This is a genomic window from Edaphosphingomonas haloaromaticamans, assembly GCF_001853345.1.
Lineage (GTDB): Bacteria > Pseudomonadota > Alphaproteobacteria > Sphingomonadales > Sphingomonadaceae > Sphingomonas_E > Sphingomonas_E fennica.
The window spans coordinates 3,936,956-3,954,948 of the sequence record NZ_MIPT01000001.1 but is presented as its reverse complement, the minus strand read 5'-3'; the positions used below and the strand labels follow the sequence as shown (position 1 = coordinate 3,954,948).

At 64.3% G+C, this 17,993-nt stretch carries 19 protein-coding genes; 10 read left to right on the top strand and 9 right to left on the bottom strand.

The features are described from left to right. Nucleotides 1–14: 14 nt before the first annotated feature. On the top strand, nucleotides 15–470 hold the full coding sequence (gene trxC, locus BHE75_RS18365; protein WP_070934737.1) for a thioredoxin TrxC: 456 nt from the start codon (nucleotides 15–17) through the stop codon (nucleotides 468–470). 362 nt (nucleotides 471–832) lie between these two features. On the opposite strand, the gene BHE75_RS18360 is transcribed toward trxC, so the two are convergent. From BHE75_RS18360 to BHE75_RS18345, 4 genes are read right to left on the bottom strand one after another with little or no spacing between them, the layout of a single operon-like run. Continuing rightward, nucleotides 833–1,756, bottom strand: coding sequence for an alpha/beta hydrolase family protein (locus BHE75_RS18360; protein WP_070934736.1), 924 nt, complete (start codon nucleotides 1,754–1,756; stop codon nucleotides 833–835). Nucleotides 1,757–1,766: 10 nt separating this feature from the next. Continuing rightward, on the bottom strand, nucleotides 1,767–2,576 hold the full coding sequence (locus BHE75_RS18355) for a sterol desaturase family protein (protein ID WP_070934735.1): 810 nt from the start codon (nucleotides 2,574–2,576) through the stop codon (nucleotides 1,767–1,769). 1 nt (nucleotide 2,577) lies between these two features. Continuing rightward, nucleotides 2,578–3,015, bottom strand: coding sequence for an EF-hand domain-containing protein (locus BHE75_RS18350; protein WP_070934734.1), 438 nt, complete (start codon nucleotides 3,013–3,015; stop codon nucleotides 2,578–2,580). Nucleotides 3,016–3,071: 56 nt separating this feature from the next. After that, entirely contained in the window at nucleotides 3,072–3,482 is a 411-nt protein-coding gene (locus BHE75_RS18345; protein WP_043151028.1) for a hypothetical protein, read from the bottom strand. Between the two features lie 158 nt (nucleotides 3,483–3,640). On the opposite strand from BHE75_RS18345, the gene BHE75_RS18340 reads away from it, so the two are divergent. Next, a complete protein-coding gene (locus BHE75_RS18340; RefSeq protein WP_070934733.1) occupies nucleotides 3,641–4,357 on the top strand; it encodes a response regulator in 717 nt (238 codons plus the stop codon). Between the two features lie 4 nt (nucleotides 4,358–4,361). Beyond that, nucleotides 4,362–5,753 (top strand): ATP-binding protein, encoded by a 1,392-nt coding sequence (locus tag BHE75_RS18335; RefSeq protein ID WP_070934732.1) that lies wholly within the window; start codon nucleotides 4,362–4,364, stop codon nucleotides 5,751–5,753. A 285-nt stretch (nucleotides 5,754–6,038) separates the two neighbouring features. Here the strand turns inward: BHE75_RS18335 and BHE75_RS18330 are convergent, their stop codons facing one another. Together BHE75_RS18330 and ppsA are read right to left on the bottom strand one after the other, a co-directional pair. Then, the gene (locus BHE75_RS18330) at nucleotides 6,039–6,764 is read right to left on the bottom strand and encodes a DUF6629 family protein (protein WP_070934731.1); all 726 of its coding nucleotides are present in this window, start codon (nucleotides 6,762–6,764) and stop codon (nucleotides 6,039–6,041) included. A gap of 260 nt (nucleotides 6,765–7,024) precedes the next feature. After that, entirely contained in the window at nucleotides 7,025–9,442 is a 2,418-nt protein-coding gene (ppsA, locus tag BHE75_RS18325) for a phosphoenolpyruvate synthase (protein WP_070934730.1), read from the bottom strand. Nucleotides 9,443–9,584: 142 nt separating this feature from the next. Between ppsA and BHE75_RS18320 the strand changes: the two genes are divergently transcribed. From BHE75_RS18320 to BHE75_RS23540, 4 genes are all read left to right on the top strand, one after another. Further along, complete coding sequence (locus tag BHE75_RS18320; protein ID WP_070934729.1) at nucleotides 9,585–10,592, top strand: 2-hydroxyacid dehydrogenase; 1,008 nt, start codon at nucleotides 9,585–9,587, stop codon at nucleotides 10,590–10,592. Nucleotides 10,593–10,710: 118 nt separating this feature from the next. Further along, nucleotides 10,711–11,043, top strand: a complete 333-nt coding sequence (locus BHE75_RS18315; protein ID WP_070934728.1) for a hypothetical protein — start codon at nucleotides 10,711–10,713, stop codon at nucleotides 11,041–11,043. A 149-nt stretch (nucleotides 11,044–11,192) separates the two neighbouring features. Continuing rightward, nucleotides 11,193–12,107, top strand: a complete 915-nt coding sequence (locus BHE75_RS18310) for a class I fructose-bisphosphate aldolase (RefSeq protein ID WP_070934727.1) — start codon at nucleotides 11,193–11,195, stop codon at nucleotides 12,105–12,107. Continuing rightward, nucleotides 12,107–12,340, top strand: coding sequence for a hypothetical protein (locus BHE75_RS23540; RefSeq protein ID WP_084653315.1), 234 nt, complete (start codon nucleotides 12,107–12,109; stop codon nucleotides 12,338–12,340). Before BHE75_RS18310 ends, BHE75_RS23540 begins: the two co-directional genes overlap by 1 nt. A 155-nt stretch (nucleotides 12,341–12,495) precedes the next feature. On the opposite strand, the gene BHE75_RS18305 is transcribed toward BHE75_RS23540, so the two are convergent. After that, entirely contained in the window at nucleotides 12,496–12,912 is a 417-nt protein-coding gene (locus tag BHE75_RS18305; RefSeq protein WP_084653313.1) for a CBS domain-containing protein, read from the bottom strand. A gap of 61 nt (nucleotides 12,913–12,973) precedes the next feature. Continuing rightward, entirely contained in the window at nucleotides 12,974–13,972 is a 999-nt protein-coding gene (locus BHE75_RS18300) for a 1-phosphofructokinase family hexose kinase (protein ID WP_084653311.1), read from the bottom strand. A 206-nt stretch (nucleotides 13,973–14,178) separates the two neighbouring features. Here BHE75_RS18300 and BHE75_RS18295 point away from each other — a divergent pair, with 206 nt between their 5' ends. From BHE75_RS18295 to BHE75_RS18285, 3 genes are all read left to right on the top strand, one after another. Then, on the top strand, nucleotides 14,179–15,321 hold the full coding sequence (locus BHE75_RS18295) for a L,D-transpeptidase family protein (protein WP_084653309.1): 1,143 nt from the start codon (nucleotides 14,179–14,181) through the stop codon (nucleotides 15,319–15,321). A 122-nt stretch (nucleotides 15,322–15,443) separates the two neighbouring features. Then, nucleotides 15,444–16,901, top strand: coding sequence for a CYTH and CHAD domain-containing protein (locus BHE75_RS18290; RefSeq protein ID WP_070934724.1), 1,458 nt, complete (start codon nucleotides 15,444–15,446; stop codon nucleotides 16,899–16,901). A gap of 130 nt (nucleotides 16,902–17,031) precedes the next feature. Beyond that, entirely contained in the window at nucleotides 17,032–17,484 is a 453-nt protein-coding gene (locus BHE75_RS18285; RefSeq protein WP_048577527.1) for a potassium channel family protein, read from the top strand. Between the two features lie 250 nt (nucleotides 17,485–17,734). Here the strand turns inward: BHE75_RS18285 and BHE75_RS24190 are convergent, their stop codons facing one another. Then, a complete protein-coding gene (locus tag BHE75_RS24190; RefSeq protein ID WP_048577525.1) occupies nucleotides 17,735–17,917 on the bottom strand; it encodes a hypothetical protein in 183 nt (60 codons plus the stop codon). Nucleotides 17,918–17,993 lie beyond the last annotated feature (76 nt).

Sequence of the window (17,993 nt, the reverse complement as noted above, 5' to 3'; positions counted from 1 at the left end):
CGGAGTAAAGCCGCATGACAGCAATCCAGTCCGATCCGGCCCTTGTGGTGTGTCCGCGATGCGTTTCGGTTAATCGGGTTCCGGTGCGAAGACTTGACCAACATCCGCAGTGCGGCCGCTGCAAGCAGCCGCTCTTTCGGGGTGAGCCGATCGTCGCGGACTCGCACGCGTTTGCGCGCCACGTCGAAGCCGGCTCATTGCCGGTGCTGGTTGATTTCTGGGCGCCCTGGTGCGGGCCTTGCCGCGCGATGGCGCCCGCCTTTGCCGCCGCTGCCCGGGAACTCGAGCCCGGCATGCGGTTGCTCAAGATTGATACCCAGGCAGAGGAGGCCGTTGCCGCGCGATTCGCCATCCGCTCCATTCCGACGATGATCCTCTTTGCCAATGGTCACGAAATCAAGCGCACGGCGGGTGCAATGGATCGTCAGTCCATCATTGCCTGGGCAGATCCTAATCGCCCATCTTCCTGAGCGGTGGAATTGGCGACCGAAGGGTAGCGTGCGGGAGGTTCAGCAAAAATTGCCTGAAAAGGTTGGCCTTTGGCAGGGTCACTCATGATACCCCGTCGAAGGCTTGGCGTGAAGATCGGACCGAAGCGGCACTCCTGTTCTGACAGCGTCAACCGATCCATAACAGCGGACTGGCATTGCGCTGTCTGGATCGGCCTGGCCGAGGGCGGACTCCGTCAGCTTCCCGGCTTCCCGGCTTGCCTAGTCCTCCCCGTAGAGGTCGCGCTGCACGCGGTCGATCTCGTCGGCATAGCGCTTGAGTCTCGGCGAAGCCGACCGCTTGAGCTTCATGGGTGCTCCAATCCCCGAAACTGGGTCGAGGTTCAGCGATGTTCAAGCCGATCGCCGGCGACCAAGCCCACGTCATCCGCGTCGAGCTGGCGCTTCGCCGCTTCATCGCCCAGCAAGGTCCAGCGCCAGAAGGCGATCGTCGCGTCGATGACCACCGCCTGGATATGGGCGTTAGGTGCGGGACGGCCATCACCCCGGCCGTTGAAGTCCATGTGGGTGGCGCCGTCGAGCACCAGCAGATATTTGCCGCCGGGCGGCATGGCGCGATACGGGCGCTCGCGGTCAGCGGGCCTGATCTGCGGGGTCAGTGGAACGCTGTCGTCCGTTCCGGTGATCGAGAAGAAGGGAATATACACGTCGGCGAACGCCGCTTCCGCCGAACCCCGGAACGGAGGCGAAGGACTGAAGGCGATCGCTGCCTTCACGCGAGTGTCCGTGAAGCCATCGCTGCCAGCCATCGGGAAATGCTGGCCTGCGACCGCCTGGGTGGTATGCGCGCCGAAACTGTGGCCCGACATGCCGATCCGCGAGAGGTCGAGGCGGCTGAGATCGCACGCACCCTCGCGCCCCTTGCGGCCGAGTTCGTCGATGACGAAGTGGACATCCGTAATGCGGGAAACGAGCTGTTGCGGCGACATCGCGCCACGCACCGCGCCGCCGCGCAGGATGCTCCGGTCGCTGCCGGGGTGCTGGAGGTTGACGACCGCAAATCCGGCGCTGGCCCAAGCCTGCGCCCAGAGCATGCCCGAATCCACCGAGCCGCCGAGGCCATGGCTGAACAGGATGACGGGCACCTTGCCCGACCCTTCCGGCATGCGGATGCGGACGGGCACCGTGCGGGTGCGGGCGCTATCCACCCAGCTGGCCTCGCACACGGGGCCGGGCGACGTTGTCGCCCAGGCGGCTGACGATGGGGTGAGGCTCAGTGCGGCTATCAGGATCAGAATGATTTTCATGAACTTTTCCTCAGGGCGCGCCGAACAGGGCGCGCGCTAGCTGGCGCGGTCCCCTGGCCACGGCGGCGTCCCGGGCGATGTAGCTCCACTCGCGCAGCGCCAGCCGGATCGGATTGGCCGTCGCCTCGCGGTGGGCCAGGCCGTAGCGGATCGGCTCATCGGGCCGTTCGATCGCCAGTGTCCCGAACAGACGGTCGAAGACGATCAGCACACCGCCATAGTTGCGGTCGATATAGGCAGAGTTCGACGCATGGTGCAGCCGGTGGTGGGCGGGCGTGTTGAAAATCCATTCCATCGGGCCGAGCCTGCCCACCGCTTCGGTGTGCAGGAAGAACTGGTAGCGCAGGTTGAGCGCGAGTAGCCCGAACACGAGCCGCGGATCGAACCCCGCGAACACCAGCGGGACATAGAAGATCCAGCCGGCCGAGAAGAGATTGGTCCAGCCGAGCCGTAGGGACGACAGCAAGGTCATCTGCGTGGCCGAATGATGAACCGAATGCGACGCCCACAGCCAGCGCACGCGGTGGCTGGCGCGGTGAAACCAGTAATAGGCGAATTCGACCGCGAGGAAGCCCGCCGCCCACGTTCGCCAGTCGTCGAGCGGCAAGCGGATTGGCGCGATCGTCCACGCCGCCGTGAATAGGCCGCCCAGCAGCAGCGCGTTGAGCGCGGCAAACGGGATGTTGCCGGCAACGATACCGAGCGTCGTGAGCGCCGTGCGGGCATCATAGCCATGCCCCTTGTGCATACGCCAGGCCACCTCGGCCAGCACCAGCGCCAGCATCATTGCCAACCAGACGGGCGAGCGCTCGGGGCTCATGTCAGTTCGCTCCGTCCCGCATCTGGGCCATGGCGGCGCGGGCTGCGGCGAGCTCTGCGCTGTCTATAGCGCCATCATTGTTGCTATCGGCACGCTCGAAGATGGGTGCCGGAGCCGATGCCATCTCGGCCCTGGTCAGCCGGCCGTCCCGATTGGCGTCGGCCTGCGCGATCATGGCCTCCAGGCGGTCCACCGCCTGCGGGCGGAATTTGGCGAGGCGTGCGAAATCGGCCTTGCTGATCGCGCCGTCATGGTTGCGGTCCATCGTGTCGAAACGAGCAGTGCGCGCAGCGGAGAATTCGGCGCGGGTGATGATGCCGTCATGATTGGCGTCGGCCTTGTCGAACGCCGCGGCGCCGTCGCCGCCCCCGAAGCGCTGGGCGCAGGCGGGCGTAGCGACGGCAGCGGCCGCGGCGAGCAGAATGAGAAATCGGGTCATCGGGAATTCCTTCGACGGGGTGGCCGCGCCCGGGGGAAGAGCGCGGCCGGGGGCAATCAATAGGGATCGCGATTGACCGTGCCCGACACCGAGGTGCTGGTGCCGTCGCGGCGGGTGCGGGTCGAAGCATAGCTCGCGGTGCCGTCGCCATTGTTGGTCGCGGTCGTGCTGCGGCCGAAGCTCGTGCCGTCGTTGAGCGTGGTCGTGCGGCCGCCATTATAGCTGCCGTCGCCCCAGTTGGCGCTGCGGTTGCTGTTGTAGCCGCGCCCATTGTTGGTCTGAAGGCTGCGGTTGATCGAGGTGCTGCCCGGCTGGCGCGAGACCGAGCGCTGCTTGACATAGCCGCGGCCGCCCGAGCCCTGGACGCTCACGACGCGACCGCGCTGGCGGGCTTCCGCAGACGTGGCGACGGTGGCGCTGGCGACCGCTGCCGTCGCGGCCGCGATCAGGAAGAGTTGCTTGTACATGGATACGCTCCTTGATTGTCCGACGGTCTGGCCGCCTTGAATCGGTATGGGCGCGTTGCGTAAGCCTGGTGCCGCACCACGGTAACGGACGGTGACGAATTGTAACGCACTGCCGCACGCTTATTCCCTCCTTCATCGCAAAGCGGCACAAACACTTCGTGGAGACAAGTTTCATTGCCGTCGTCGAGGACGACAACGAGATCCGGTCCTTGGTGACCGGGCTGCTTGTGCGCGAAGGTTTCGAGGCGATCGGGTGCCGCACCGCGGTGGAATTCGACCGGTTGATCGAGCGCCAGCGAGTCGATCTCGCGATCCTCGATATCATGCTGCCGGGCGAGGATGGCCTGTCGCTGTGCCGGCGACTGCGCGCCCGCGGGGATGTCCCGGTACTGATGGTCACCGCCAAGGGCGACGACGTCGATCGCATCGTCGGGCTCGAGATCGGCGCCGACGACTATCTGCCCAAGCCATTCAATCCGCGCGAGCTTGTGGCCCGCGTGCGGGCTATCCTGCGACGCACGCGGGAGGCGCATCGGGTCGCGCCGGTATTGCCGTCGGAACGCTACGCCTTTGGGGGTTGGGTGCTCGACGCGGGTTCGCGCGCGCTCACCGATCCCGACGGCAGCCTGATTGATCTGACCGGCGGCGAATATGACCTGCTACTGAGCCTCGTCACCCACGCGCAGCGCGTGCTCAACCGCGACCAGTTGCTCGACTGGACGCGCGGGCGCAGCGCCGGCCCTTATGACCGGGCGGTCGACGTCCAGCTCAGCCGCCTGCGCCGCAAGCTCGCCGGGCATCCGACCGGCGAGGCGCTGATCAAGACCGTGCGTGGCGGCGGCTATATCTTCACGCCCACGGTCGCCAGGGGCTGAGCCGATGACGATCGGGTCCAACCTCTCGCTGCGCATCACCGCGATCCTGCTCGGCGGCTTCGTGCTGCTCCAGATGCTGATCTGGGTGGTGATGGCGCTCCCCTCGCGCGGGGACGATCAGCGCCCCTATAATCTGCCGCTGCCGACCGAGGCGCGGACGATGGTCGACACGCTGGAGGCCGCACCGCCGGCCCGCCGCGCATCGCTCGTCACCATGTTCAATGGCTCGCTCTATACCGTGCAGATTCTGCGCGAGCCGCCGCCGGCGCCAGCCACGCAGCGCGAGGGGCTGGATCGTCTGCGCCTCGACTATGCAGCGGCGCTGCCCGGCCGTGATATCGGCCTTACCGGACGACGGCCGCTGCTTGGCCGCATGGCGGGGACACGCCCCTGGACCAGCCGTTTCTTCGCGCCGATCACGCTTACCGTGCCGATGCGCGGTGGCGATCTGCTTGTGGTCGACAGTCGGCCCTCGATGGTGGTGCGGGCCTATCTGCGCCAGCGCGCGTTCCTCGGCGCCGTCGGCGGACTGCTGGTGCTTGGCGTACTGGCGCTCGCGGTCCGCCAGACGACACGGCCGCTGGTCCGGCTATCGGCAGGCGTCCGCCGCTTTACGTCTGATCTCGACACGCCCGACCTCCCCGTCGCCGGATCGCGCGAGATGCGCGATCTCTCGGCCGCCTTCAACGAGATGAAGGCCAGGATCGGTGGGCTGATGGCGGAGCGCACGCGCATGCTGGCGGGAATCGCGCACGACATGCGTACCTATCTGACCCGGCTGCGGCTGCGCGCCGAGTTTATCGACGACAGCGAGCAGCGTGCGAAGGCCGCCGCCGATCTCGACGAAATGGCGGCGCTGCTCGACGACACGCTGCTGCTCGCGAAGCGGGATGGCCGAGCGACACCGCAGCCCCAACGCATCGATCTGGCGACAGAACTCGCCGCGATCGTTGCGCTGCGCGTCGACATGGGCGATGCCGTCACGCTCGGCGCCATACCTCCCGATCTCGCGATCGAAGCGACGCCGATCTCGCTTCGCCGCATGCTCGCCAATCTGATCGACAACGGCGTGCGCCATGGTGGCCATGTGTCGATCGAGGCAAGCGCAGATGATCAGACAGTCACGATTTCGGTCGCCGATGACGGACCCGGCGTTCCACCCGAGACGCTGCAGCGGCTGGGCGAGCCGTTCGGGCGGCTCGACCCTTCGCGCAACCGTGAGACCGGGGGCGCCGGGCTTGGCCTCGCAATCGTCCGCGCATTGGCCGATCGCGAAGGTGCCACCATCCGCTTTGCGAACCAGCCCAAAGGCGGCTTTGTCGCTACAGCGACTTTCCCACGAGACAACCCGAACATTTCGCGCTCCACCCGATCATCAAAAGTCCGGGCGGGGTGACGGGGCGGATGCCCCGCCGCCGCGCGGCATGCGCACACAACGCAACTTCAGCTAGAAATTCCCATGCATCGTGGGTCGTTCATGCGGATAATCTCGATCAAGTATTTCGCGCCTTGGCTGACGGCACGCACCGGCAATTTTTGACGGCTTGCTCCAGGCGCGGACGTCAGAGGTAGACGCTTCCCCTGAGCCGGTGTTCTCAACATTGCCCGGTTCCTCAGGGCGGCGATAAGGGCGAGGCCAGAGGGTCGATTGCAGAGCTCCCAATCAATCAGCCTCGGGTGTTCAATCCGCCCCCACAAGAGCTGACCTGCCCGGACGTAACCAGGCGAGAAGGAACGGCCTGAGGTTTGGCGAAGTGCCGTTGGGCGTCTCGATATCAATGTTCAGACGCCTGAATTGCCAATAGATCATCACGCTCATGATCGCGGCGTAAAAACACCAGACAGAAGCAAATGCGTATTCTTTGACGATCTCCGCGACCGTCAGCGCAATGACGTTCACCACGCCGTAGGCTTTGACGACGCGATGGGTGGACAGCAGCAGAGCGCCGCACGTCGCTATAATATACAGGCAGGATATCCAGAAATCGCCGGTCAGCGGATTGCGGTAGGCGATCGAGTTCTGCTCGACAAAGACCTGGCTCGGAAAGAATATCAACCCGTAAACATCCCACGCACATACGAGCGCGCCGACGGCGGTCAGGCCGAGAATGGCCTTTCTTTGCCAGCCGGGTGGCTCCATCAACACGACAGCGGCCGGCATCAGCAGGGGCAGTATCCCCTGCGCATAGAGCATGAACAGGAAGGCGACATGATCAAGCGCAAGCTTGCCGATATGCCCATCAAGGCCGAGCCAGACGAACCCTTCGGAGAATTGGTGAACCGCGAACAGCATCGGCACGGAAGCGAACAGGAGGGCGCGCGGCTCGCGGACATGCCGCAATGTCGCCACGCCGATCGATCCAATCACGGCGCTGGCGATAAAGCTGGAACTGGCTGAAAAGCACATGTGGTCATTCCCCGAAAAGGGGCGCGGACCCCTGACAAGCGCTTCCTGCGTCATTCGCAGCGTGAAAGGCCGCGGGCAGGATTTATCTATTCGGCTCCGCGATCGGGTCCCGGGCCCCATTCGGGCGGAGCGTCGCACCTGACAGACAACAGGGCGCTAATCTTGGCGAATAATGACTGCGACCGGCGCCATCGCATCTGGTTTATCAAGGATACGGACATAAATGGAGATAGCCACGCGGGCGCGGCGATTCATTTCGTTCACGCGGCCAGTACGGGAGCCGGCGTCGGCTCTGCATGAGGGGACTGCTCCGCCTGACTGATATGGGCCATCGTCCGAACGAAGCTGTCGGGATTGAGCGAGATCGAATCGATGCGCTCGTTCACCAGGAATGCCGCGAAATCGGGATAGTTGCTGGGTGCCTGGCCGCAGATGCCGATCTTGATGCCGGCGGCATGCGCCTTGCGGATCGCTTCGGAGACCATGCGCTTGACCGCCTCGTCGCGCTCGTCGAACAGCGCCGCGAGCAGATCGGAATCGCGATCGACGCCAAGCACGAGCTGGGTGAGGTCGTTCGATCCGATCGAGAAGCCGTCGAAACGGCTGGCGAACTCCTCCGCCAGGATCACGTTCGAAGGGATCTCGCACATCATGTAGACTTGCAGCCCGCTGTCGCCGCGGCGCAGGCCGTTCTCCGCCATCACCGCGAGCACCCGGTCCCCTTCGGCCGGCGTGCGGCAGAAGGGGACCATGATGATCACATTTGTGAAGCCGAGCGTCTCGCGCACGCGCTTGAGCGCCCGGCATTCGAGCGCGAAGCCCTCGCGATACCGCTCGTCATAATAGCGCGACGCTCCGCGAAATCCGAGCATCGGATTTTCCTCCTCCGGCTCGAACGCGCGCCCTCCCAGCAGGTGGGAATATTCGTTGGTCTTGAAATCGCTCAGACGTACGATTGTCGGATACGGATGATAGGGCGCCGCCAGCTTGGCGATCCCGCGCGACAGGATCTCCACGAAATAATCCGCCGGACTGGCATGGCCTCGAGTCAGGTCGCGGATCAGGCGGTTGTCCTCGGCGCTAACCCGCTCGGGATGAAGCAGGGCCATCGGATGCGCCTTGATCAGCGCGTTGATGATGAACTCCATGCGGGCAAGACCGACGCCCTTGGCCGGAAGGCGCCACCACTGGAAGGCGGCGGCCGGATTGGCGATATTGACCATCACGTCCGTCCGGGTTTTGGGGATGGCGCCCAGATCGATCTCTTCCCGGTCGAAGGCGAGAAGACCGTCATAGACGCTGCCGACGTCGCCCTCCGCGCAGCAGAGCGTGATGTTCTGCTCGTGACCGAGGACCGTCGTGGCGTTCCCGGTCCCCACGACCGCGGGGACGCCCAGTTCGCGGCTGACGATCGCGGCATGGCTGGTGGCGCCGCCATGGTCGGTGATGATCCCCGCCGCGCGCTTCATGATCGGCACCCAGTCGGGATCGGTCGTGCCGGTGACGAGGATCGCGCCGTCGCGAAACTGGCCGATGTCGGCGGCGTTGCGGATCACGCAGGCCTGCCCCGATGCGATGGCGCTGCCGATGGCGGCGCCGGTCACCAGCGGAGTGCCGCCCTTGGTCTTGAGCTGATAGCGCTGGAAGGACGAGCGGCTTAGCCCGGCCTGGACGGTCTCCGGACGTGCCTGGACCAGATAGAGCAGGCCGCTCTCGCCGTCCTTGGCCCATTCCATGTCCATCGGTCGGCCGTAATGGGCCTCGACGATGACGGCCCATCTACCAAGCTCGAGGATGTCGTCGTCATCGAGCACGAAGGCTTCGCGTTCGGCGGGGCTGGTCTCCACGATCCGGGTGCGCTTGCTGCCTCCTTCGGCATAGCGCATCTTCAGCGCCTTCTTGCCGAGACTTTTCTCGATGACGGGACGCGCGTTCGCCTGTTCGAGCAGCGGCTTGAAGACAAGATATTTGTCCGGGTCGACGCTGCCCTGCACGACCGTTTCGCCCAGGCCCCAGGCGGCGCTGATCACCGCCACGTTAGGGAAGCCGCTTTCGGTGTCGATCGAGAACATCACGCCCGATCCGGCAAGATCGGATCGCACCATCTGCTGGACGCCGATCGACAGTGCGACATCGAAATGGTCAAACCCCTTGGTCTGGCGGTAGCTGATCGCCCGGTCGGTGAAGAGCGATGCAAAACAGCGACGGCAAGCATCGAGCAGGGCGCGGTGGCCCCGCACGTTGAGGAAGGTCTCCTGCTGACCGGCGAAGCTGGCGTCCGGCAGATCCTCCGCCGTTGCGCTGCTGCGTACCGCCACGGCGAGATTGGAGGCGCCAGCCCTGTTCTTGAGTTCGTCATAGGCCGCCCGGACGGCATCGGCGAGGGCAGGGGGAACCTCGCTGTCAAGGAACAGAGACCGGATCGCATGGCCGGCTTCCTGGAGCGTCGCCTTGCCTTCCTCGTAGGTGGCAAGCTGCGCCCGGATCGCGGCTTCTATCCCGTTGGCCGCAATGAAGCTTCTATAAGCGCCGGCGCTCGTGGCGAAGCCATTGGGAACACGCACGCCCTTGCCCGAAAGCGTACGCACCATTTCACCGAGCGAGGCATTCTTGCCGCCTACCGACGCGATATCGCCGATTCCGATCTTGTCGAACCAAAGTATCGGGCTTTCGGTCATTGTCTGGTCCACCTCTGTAGAGATGGAGGACGATATGTTCGCCCATGGTGGCTTGTCTGTCGGGGATGATACGTAGTGGCTGCCGCTCTGAAATCCGGCATGATCCCGGGGCGGGTCCTTGCGTTAGTCAGGGAGTGAAGCGATGCGGGTGGCCGTTTTCAGCACCAAGCCCTATGACCGGCAGTTCCTCGAGGCCAGCAACGCTGCGGCCGGCTTTCCGCACGAGTTCGCTTTCCTGGAAGCGCGGCTCAGCGTCGAGACCGCGCCGCTTGCCGCCGGATCCGGCGCCGTCTGCGTCTTCGTGAATGATTGCCTTGATCGCCTGGTGCTGGAACGCCTCGCCGTGCTCGGTATTAAGCTCGTCGTGCTGCGCAGCGCGGGATTCAACAATGTCGATCTTCTCGCCGCAGATGCGCTGAAACTCCCGGTCGCAAGGGTTCCGGCCTATTCGCCCCAAGCGATCGCGGAACATACGCTCGCCCTCATCCTGTCCCTCGACCGCAAGATCCACAAGGCCTACGCTCGCGTGCGCGAAGGCAATTTCTCGCTCGAAGGACTGCTGGGGTTCGACCTGAACGGGCGGACGGTCGGCATCGTCGGAACCGGAAAAATCGGGGCAGCGGTAGCGCGCATTCTCCACGGTTTCGGTTGCCATATTCTCGCCTGTGACCCCACCGCGAACGCCGAAATTGTCGCCATGGGCGGCATTTATGTGGGGCTGGATGCGTTGCTGGCTGCATCCGACATCATCACGCTGCACTGTCCGCTCCTGCCGGAAACCCGGCATATCATCGATAGCCGCGCCGTCGCCCGGATGAAGCGCGGCGTCATGCTGATCAACACAAGCCGGGGCGGGGTCATCGATACGCAGGCGATGATCGATGGGTTGAAGACGGGGGCGATCGGCTATCTTGGGCTCGATGTCTACGAGGAGGAGGATGGGCTCTTCTTCGAGAACCTGTCGCAAGACGTGATCCAGGACGATGTCTTCGCGCGCCTTCTGACGTTCCCCAACGTTCTCGTCACCGGGCACCAGGGCTTCTTCACGGGCGAGGCCCTGACCGCGATTGCGGCGGCGACGATTGAGAACCTTTCCAGCTTCGAGGGGACAGGCGTCGCTGCGCACCAGATTGCGCCGGTTCGCAGCTGATATCGATCTGTCCCGCGACACTCGCCGAAGCCGTAACCTGCGCGATGTTCCGATCCGGTCATTTACGCATAGGCGCACGGCTGGCGAACGATCATCCTGCTGCCAACAACGGAGAAGCATGATGCGCACGATCCTGACAAGCATGGCGCTCCTCGCGCTCTGTGCCTGCGACGCGGCCGAAAAAAATGTAACAGAGCCGACGGAAGCGGCCGGAAATGTGACCAATTATGTCGCAGAGGTCGTGGCTCTACCCGAACGTCAGCGAAATGCGGTCTTCTTCCGCGCGATCCGGGACGCGGGTCTGCCGTGCCAGAGCGTGACCGGAGCCGAGCAGACCGCGGCTGGCGAGAAGGCGCCGATGTGGCGCGCTCAATGCGAGGACGGCGTCGCGCACCTCATCCAGGTCCTGCCGGACGGGACCGCCAACGTCGTCAGCCGCGCGACCCCGTAGGTGACCGCGCCGTACGCAGATCACGAGAGCGCCAGGACGGACGCCGGCGGCCGGCGCTGGAGGGTGCGGTGATCACAGCCAGTGTCACGGACACGCAAGACGGCGACGACCTCCCCGAGCCGGATATTCAGCGTGAACACCCTGTGCGGATGCATATTTCCGACACGGTCCACAACATTCTCGCGCACTACGAAGGAGAGTCGGCCGAGATCAAGATGAACCTAGCGCGCATTCTTATGCATGGCCGGGTTGGCGGCAGCGGCCGTCTGATCATCCTCCCCGTCGACCAGGGGATCGAGCACGGCCCAGCGCGAAGCTTTGCCGCCAATCCAGCCGCCTACGATCCCCACTACCATTTTCGGCTCGCGATCGATGCGGGCCTGTCTGCCTTCGCAGCACCGGCCGGCTTGCTCGCGGCCGGGGCTGACTCGTTCGCCGGACAGATTCCCACGATCCTCAAGCTGAACGCCGCCAACAGCCTCACGGTGATCAAGGATCAAGCGGTCGTCGCGACCGTGGACGACGCTGTGCGCCTCAACTGCGCGGCGGTAGGATTCACGCTCTACCCCGGTTCGGATGCCTTTATCGGCCAGGCCGAGGAGTTGCGCATCGTGGGCCAGGAGGCCCGCGCCGCCGGCCTTCCTTTGCTTGTCTGGTCCTATCCGCGTGGCGGGCTGATTTCCGAACAGGGCGAGACCGCGCTCGATATCATCGCCTATGCCGCGCACGTCGCTGTCGAGCTGGGCGCTCATATCGTGAAGGTGAAGCTGCCCAGCGAGCATATCGAACAGGACGCCGCCAGGCTGGCTTATGCCGACCGGCAATGGTCCGACCCGGTCGAGAGGATAAGGCACGTCGTCCAGGCCGCTTTCGCCGGGCGTCGCCTCGTGATCTTCTCGGGAGGCGCGGCCAAGGACGCAGAGTCGCTGTATCAGGACGCCCGCGCCATACGCGATGGTGGCGGCAGCGGCTCGATCATCGGCCGCAACAGCTTCCAGCGGCCCCGCTCCGAGGCTCTGGCGATGCTGAACGAGGTCGTACGAATCTATTCCGGCACAGGCTGATGGCGCTCGGCATTTCTGACCCCAATCCGGAGTTGCGGGCAAAGATCGAAATGAGGAGAAACAGCATGGCAACCCAACCAGAATTCCCGCCGCCAGATACCATTGAACCCCAGTCGCCACCGGAGGCCCCGCCTGGGCCCGGTCCGGCGGAAAATCCTTTTTCCGAGCCGCCGGAGATCATTCCAGACGTTCCCGACCAGGATTATCCGGGCCGAGAGAACGATCCGGCGTAAAGGCATTTCGCGCCGGGCGGTCGCCGGCCGTCCGCCGAAAGGCAACGGCATGATCTGCCGTTCAGTGTGTCAGCCCGAGGCCTGAGCACTGCGCCAAGAGGATTTGGGTTGGAGCGGATGCACGGGGCAGGAATTTGCGAGCTGGAGGGCTTTGCTTATGCGACCAAGGCATGCAGCACGTCGGCACGGCTGATCAGGCCGACAACCCGGCCGTCCGTTACCACGGGAAGCCGTTTGACAGCATGGCCTTCCATGAGCTCGATCGCTTCCTCCATGGATGCATCGGATCCGATCGTGATCGGGTCGCGCGACATAATCTCGCCAACGGTCCGGGCTTCGAGCGCGTTCACGCGCGCGTTGGCATCTGCGCCGAAGAGCGCGGTCAGCCGAGTCGGCTGCTCGTCACGCCGGAAGAAATCCCCCTCGGAGATAATGCCCTGGAGATGCCCGTCGCGATCGACCACGGGCAGGGCGCTGATGTGGTGGTTGGCCATGGTTCGTATCGCCTGTGCAAGCGAAGCATCATGCGTGATCGTCGCCGCTCCGAGGCTCATAACGTCGCTTGCTTTCATCTTCTCTCTCCGTCCGCTCGATCATTTGCCTGCCGTTGCAGCAAGGCAGGGCGTTTGTCCCTCACGCGCGATGTGGCTCCGCTATGCGCCTGCCAGGCGCTGCCGTATTGGTCGAAGCTTGCGCCGGCGTTTCGCCCGGATCGACAATGAGGTACAGCCGCTCCACCTCATCCCGATGGCAAAGATCGGTGCCAGGCGTCAGGACGGCGGCCGCACCTGCCGCGATTCCATATCGAAAGGCGTCGATCGGATTCCGGTCGCAAGTCAGCGCGAATGTCATTGCCGCCAGGAAGCTATCGCCGGCGCCGACGGCGCTCTTCGCTTCAACGGGCACCGCGGGCAGCCACAGGACGCCGGAACGCTGGGCGAGGAGGGCGCCTTCACGACCCATCGTCACAGCCACATATTTGGCCTGATCCTTGTTGACGATGTCCAAGGCAGCCGCCGCGATTTCGTGGCGGCCCGCCAATGGACGGCCGATAAGTTGCCGAAGCTCGCCCAGACTTGGCTTGACTAGCAATATGCCGCCAGCTGCGAGGCCCTGCTGAAGCGCAGCACCTGAACTGTCAAGAATGAGTTCGATCCCGCGAGTTCGCGTCTTCGCCTGCAGGCGGCTGTAGAAATCGTCGGGCACGCCCGGCGGCAGCGATCCGCTCGCGACCAAATAATCACATTCGATGCCGTCGAGATGGTCGAGGCATGCCTGCCATTCCTGCTCGGTGACGACGGGGCCGCGCGGCACGAACCGGAATTCCTTGCCTGTTTCCCGCTCATAGACCGCCGTGCTTATGCGGGTGTTGCCTTGGATCGGGATGCGGGAGCGAACCATCTGGTGAAGATCGAGAAGACTATCGAGCGTAGCGCCGGTGGCGCCGCCCGCGAGATAGTGCGCGCGCGCGGTGCCACCCAGCCGGGCAATGACACGCGCCACATTGATGCCGCCGCCGCCCGGGTCATAATGTTCCTGGCGGGCCCGGATCTTGTGAGTGTGAAAGACGCGGTCCGCCTCATAGGCCACATCTATGGCCGGGTTCATCGTAAGGGTCGCAATTCTCTTCATGTCCGGGAGGTTATCATCGCGAGCCTTGACGTCGGAATAAGTATATGTCCCGAGATGCTCCGCAGTTCGGCTCGCTTGACTGCCATGGCCACCGCGACGGCTCTGTCACCGCCATACCCTGTGCAGCTATCGAGTGGGCTTCGGTGCGGACACGGCTCCGTATTGTTCCCTATGTTGTCACGCCCCGGCTTTCGACAGGAAAAGCCATGAAGAAATTCCTGCTTCTCGCCTTTGCCTGCTTCCTGCCCGCGGCATCCGTCCCCAACCCGCCGCATTGGCACAAGGCGCAGGCCGAACGCCTCGTCGAATGGCTCGACGCAGCTGCCGACGACGGCCTCGCGCCCGTCAGCAAGGAAGCGCACGTGGTCCGCGCGGCGATTGCGGCCGGTGAAGAGGTGCGCCTTGATACGGTGGCGACGGCGGCAGCGATCCGGCTGTTGCAGGCTCACCGGACGGGTTGCTGCAATGCGTCCCTGCGCACCGGTTGGCGCATCGCGGGGGAGCCGCTTGGGGCCGAACCGGCTGCTGCGGTGGCGGCGTCGTTGGCGCGAGACGACCTCGACCGGCTGTTCGGCACGGCGCGCGCCTCGCATCCCTTTTATTATTCGCTTCGCGAAGCCTATTCGCACGAGCAGGATCCTGCGCGGCGCGCGACAATCGCCGCCAATCTCGATCGTTGGCGCTGGATGCCGCGCGTGCTCGGAGCCCGCTACCTGCTGGTTAACACCGCGGCCTTCGAAGCGACGCTGTGGGACGGCCAGAAGCAAATCGGCCGCTGGGCGGTAATCGTCGGCAAGACCGGCTCGCCGACACCGGTATTCGCCGCAACAGTGACAGGTGTGACGTTCAACCCCTGGTGGGAGATTCCGTCGAGCATCGTCGCGGAAAGCGTCGGCGCCCTGGTGCGCAACCGTCCTGCCGAGGCGGCGCGCAAGGGCTATGTCGTGCAGGGTGGCCGGTATCGACAGCGCCCGGGCGCAACCAATGCACTCGGGCGGATGAAACTCGTCATGCCCAATCCTTACAGCGTCTATCTTCACGACACACCGAGCAAGGGTCTGTTCGAGCAGGATGTACGCGCCTTCAGCCATGGCTGCGTCCGGGTCGGGGACGCGCTCGGCCTTGCCACGGCGCTTCTTGCGACCGAGCCGGGCTGGGACCGGGCGCGCACGGATGCCATGGTCGCGGCAGGGCGGACGGCTACCGTACCGATGGCTGCTCCGGTTCCCGTCTATGTCGCCTATTTCACGGCCGAACCGGACGGCGAAGGCGGGATCCGCTATTTTCCCGACGTTTACCATCGGGACCGCGGCATGCCGGTGCCGGGCGAGGAGAATTGTCCCCGATGACCTTTGCAAATTGCGGTACCCAGCGGGAACATCGACCACGCCCATCGGCCGAATCTGCGCGAGGCGGCTTGGCGTTCAGACGGCTCCTAGATGACATCACGAAACGGTGAGAGAAGGCATGCATGGCGGACGAAATCGAACTGAAGCTCGAACTGACGCCGGACGCCGCCGATGCGTTCGAAGCTTCCGCTTTGCTGCCGGCCAATCCTGAAAAGATCGAGCAAGGGTCGGTCTATTTCGACACTCCGGATCATGCTCTGGCGAAGAAGGGGTTTTCGCTTCGCATCCGCCGTTCGGGCAGGAAGCGCACGCAGACCGTGAAGGCGGATGGCGCCAGTGCCGCGGGCCTGTTCGTGCGCTCCGAATGGGAACGCGCCGTCAAGGACGACAAGCCAATCCTCGATGATACGACGCCGGTCCGGGCCATGATCGGCGGCGCGGTCGATAGCGTCGGTTCGGTCTTCGAGGTGCGGATCGCGCGGCGCACGTGGATACTGAGGCAGGAGGGCGCGACGATCGAAGTGGTTCTGGACCGCGGCGAGGCGGCGGCGGGGGACCGAACATCGCCGATCTGCGAGATCGAGCTGGAGTTGAAGGCCGGCGATCCGGCCGCATTGTTCACGCTTGCCCGGCGCATCGATGAGGTCGCGCCCGTCCGGCTCAGTGTACAGACCAAGGCCGAGCGGGGCTACCGGCTCACCGGACCGGTCACGACGATGGTCAAGGCCGAGCCGATAGCGCTAACCAGCGACATGACGGCGGCCCAGGCGTTCCAGCATATTGTCCAGAGCTGCGTGCGGCAGTTCCGGCTGAACGAGACGCTGCTGCTGACGGGCGGGGACACCGAGGCGCTGCATCAGGCGCGCGTGGCGTTGCGCCGCCTGCGATCAAGCTTCTCAATCTTCAAACCGCTGATCGGCGGAGACATGAAAGTGAAGCTGGGCGAGGAGCTGCGGTGGGTCGCTTCGAAGCTTGGCGACGCCCGCAACCTTGATGTGTTGCTCGAACGCGCCCGATCGGGTCCACTATACGATCGCATCGAGGCGGCGCGCCAAGCGGCCTATGGCGAGGTCGCGGATGCATTGGCGTCATCGCGCGCGCGGAAGCTGATGCTCGATCTTGCGGAGTGGACTGTGAACGGCGACTGGCTACATGTGTCCGCCACCGAGGCGGATCGCCATCAGCCGGCGCGAGAATTCGCGGTCGCCGCGCTCGGCCGCTTTCGCCGCAAAGTGAAGAAGGGGGGAGGTGATCTCGCTCATGCGGCCGATGCCGCCCGGCACCGGGTCCGCAAGAACGTCAAGAAATTGCGCTATGGCACCGAGTTCTTCGCCACCTTGTTCGAGCGCAAGCACGAGAGGCGGCGGTACGAGCGATTCCTCGTGGCGCTGGAAGAACTTCAGGACCAGCTCGGTCTGCTCAACGACCTGGCGACGGCGCCGCGCCTGCTGGAAACGCTAGGAATCGCTGACGATCACGATGCGTCAATGTTGTTGGTCAACGCCCGGAAGAAGGCGCTGTTGAAGGCTGCGGCGGTCGCGCATGACGCGCTGATCGACACGAAGCGGTTCTGGCGATGACCGATAGTTCCGGCTCTCATCGCTGGCGTAGAAACGGATGCCGGTGCAAGCCCGGCTTACGCCGACCAACGTGCCTCCATCGAATGGATTGTCGTGGGCGGGACGGGCCGTCCATGCCAATCCGACTGCCATGACATTGTCCACGCAACTGGGTATCGCAACAGCGGTCGTCGCCCTGACGGTGCTGGTGCACCTCGTGGGGCTTGGGGCCTTGCTTGCAATTCTGCGCCGACACCGTCACGCATCGAGCCGAATGCTGGCGGCGATGTTCAACACAGCGGCGATCCTTTTAGCGGCGTTCGGCCTCTTTGCGCTGCATTCGGTCGAGATCTGGATCTGGGCGGGCGTATACCGGTGGCTCAACGCTTTTCCTGATTTCGAGCAGGCGCTTTACTTCTCCACCTCGACCTATGTGACAATAGGCTACGGAGATCTGGTTCTTCCCCCGGGCAGTCGCATCCTGGGCGCGATCGAGGGCGCCAGCGGAATTATTCTGATCGGCTGGTCCACCGCCTTCTTCTTTTCCATCGTTGATCGTTTGAAGCTGCTTGAACGAGGGTTCGAGCATGATCGGGCAGAATAGCCTTGGACAGTCATTCGTGGTCGCGCCTGATCGAAAGGACGCAAAGTCGGCGCTCATCATCATCATGGCGCCAGCGGGCCGTCATCCTTCCCGCCCGATCCGCATCCAGAACGTCGCCCAGACTGGATCGCGACCGGTTCCGGAAAATCTTCATTGACGCCGAAATGGACCGCGTCGAAGCGATGAACATCGTCAGGCTCGGCGCTGCTATCTCCCAGACGTTGGGCATTGCGCGTTGCCCCTCTTGCAGTCACCCATCTTTCTCAAGCGACCGCAGCTTCTCTTCCTCATCGCGAAGGAGTTTGCGGATCTCATCATGCCTGTCGAGATGGGTGGCATTATGGAGAAGGGACTGGAAGCGCAGGATATTCTGGTTGTGCGCCCAGGATTGCTTCTCGAAGTCGCTCCGACCGTTCCCGCCCTCACGCGCCATTTGTAACGCTCCCGCTAGCGACCTGCCTACGGGTGAGCGGAGCGCCGCTGGCGGCTATCCTATCGACTCAGCGTGT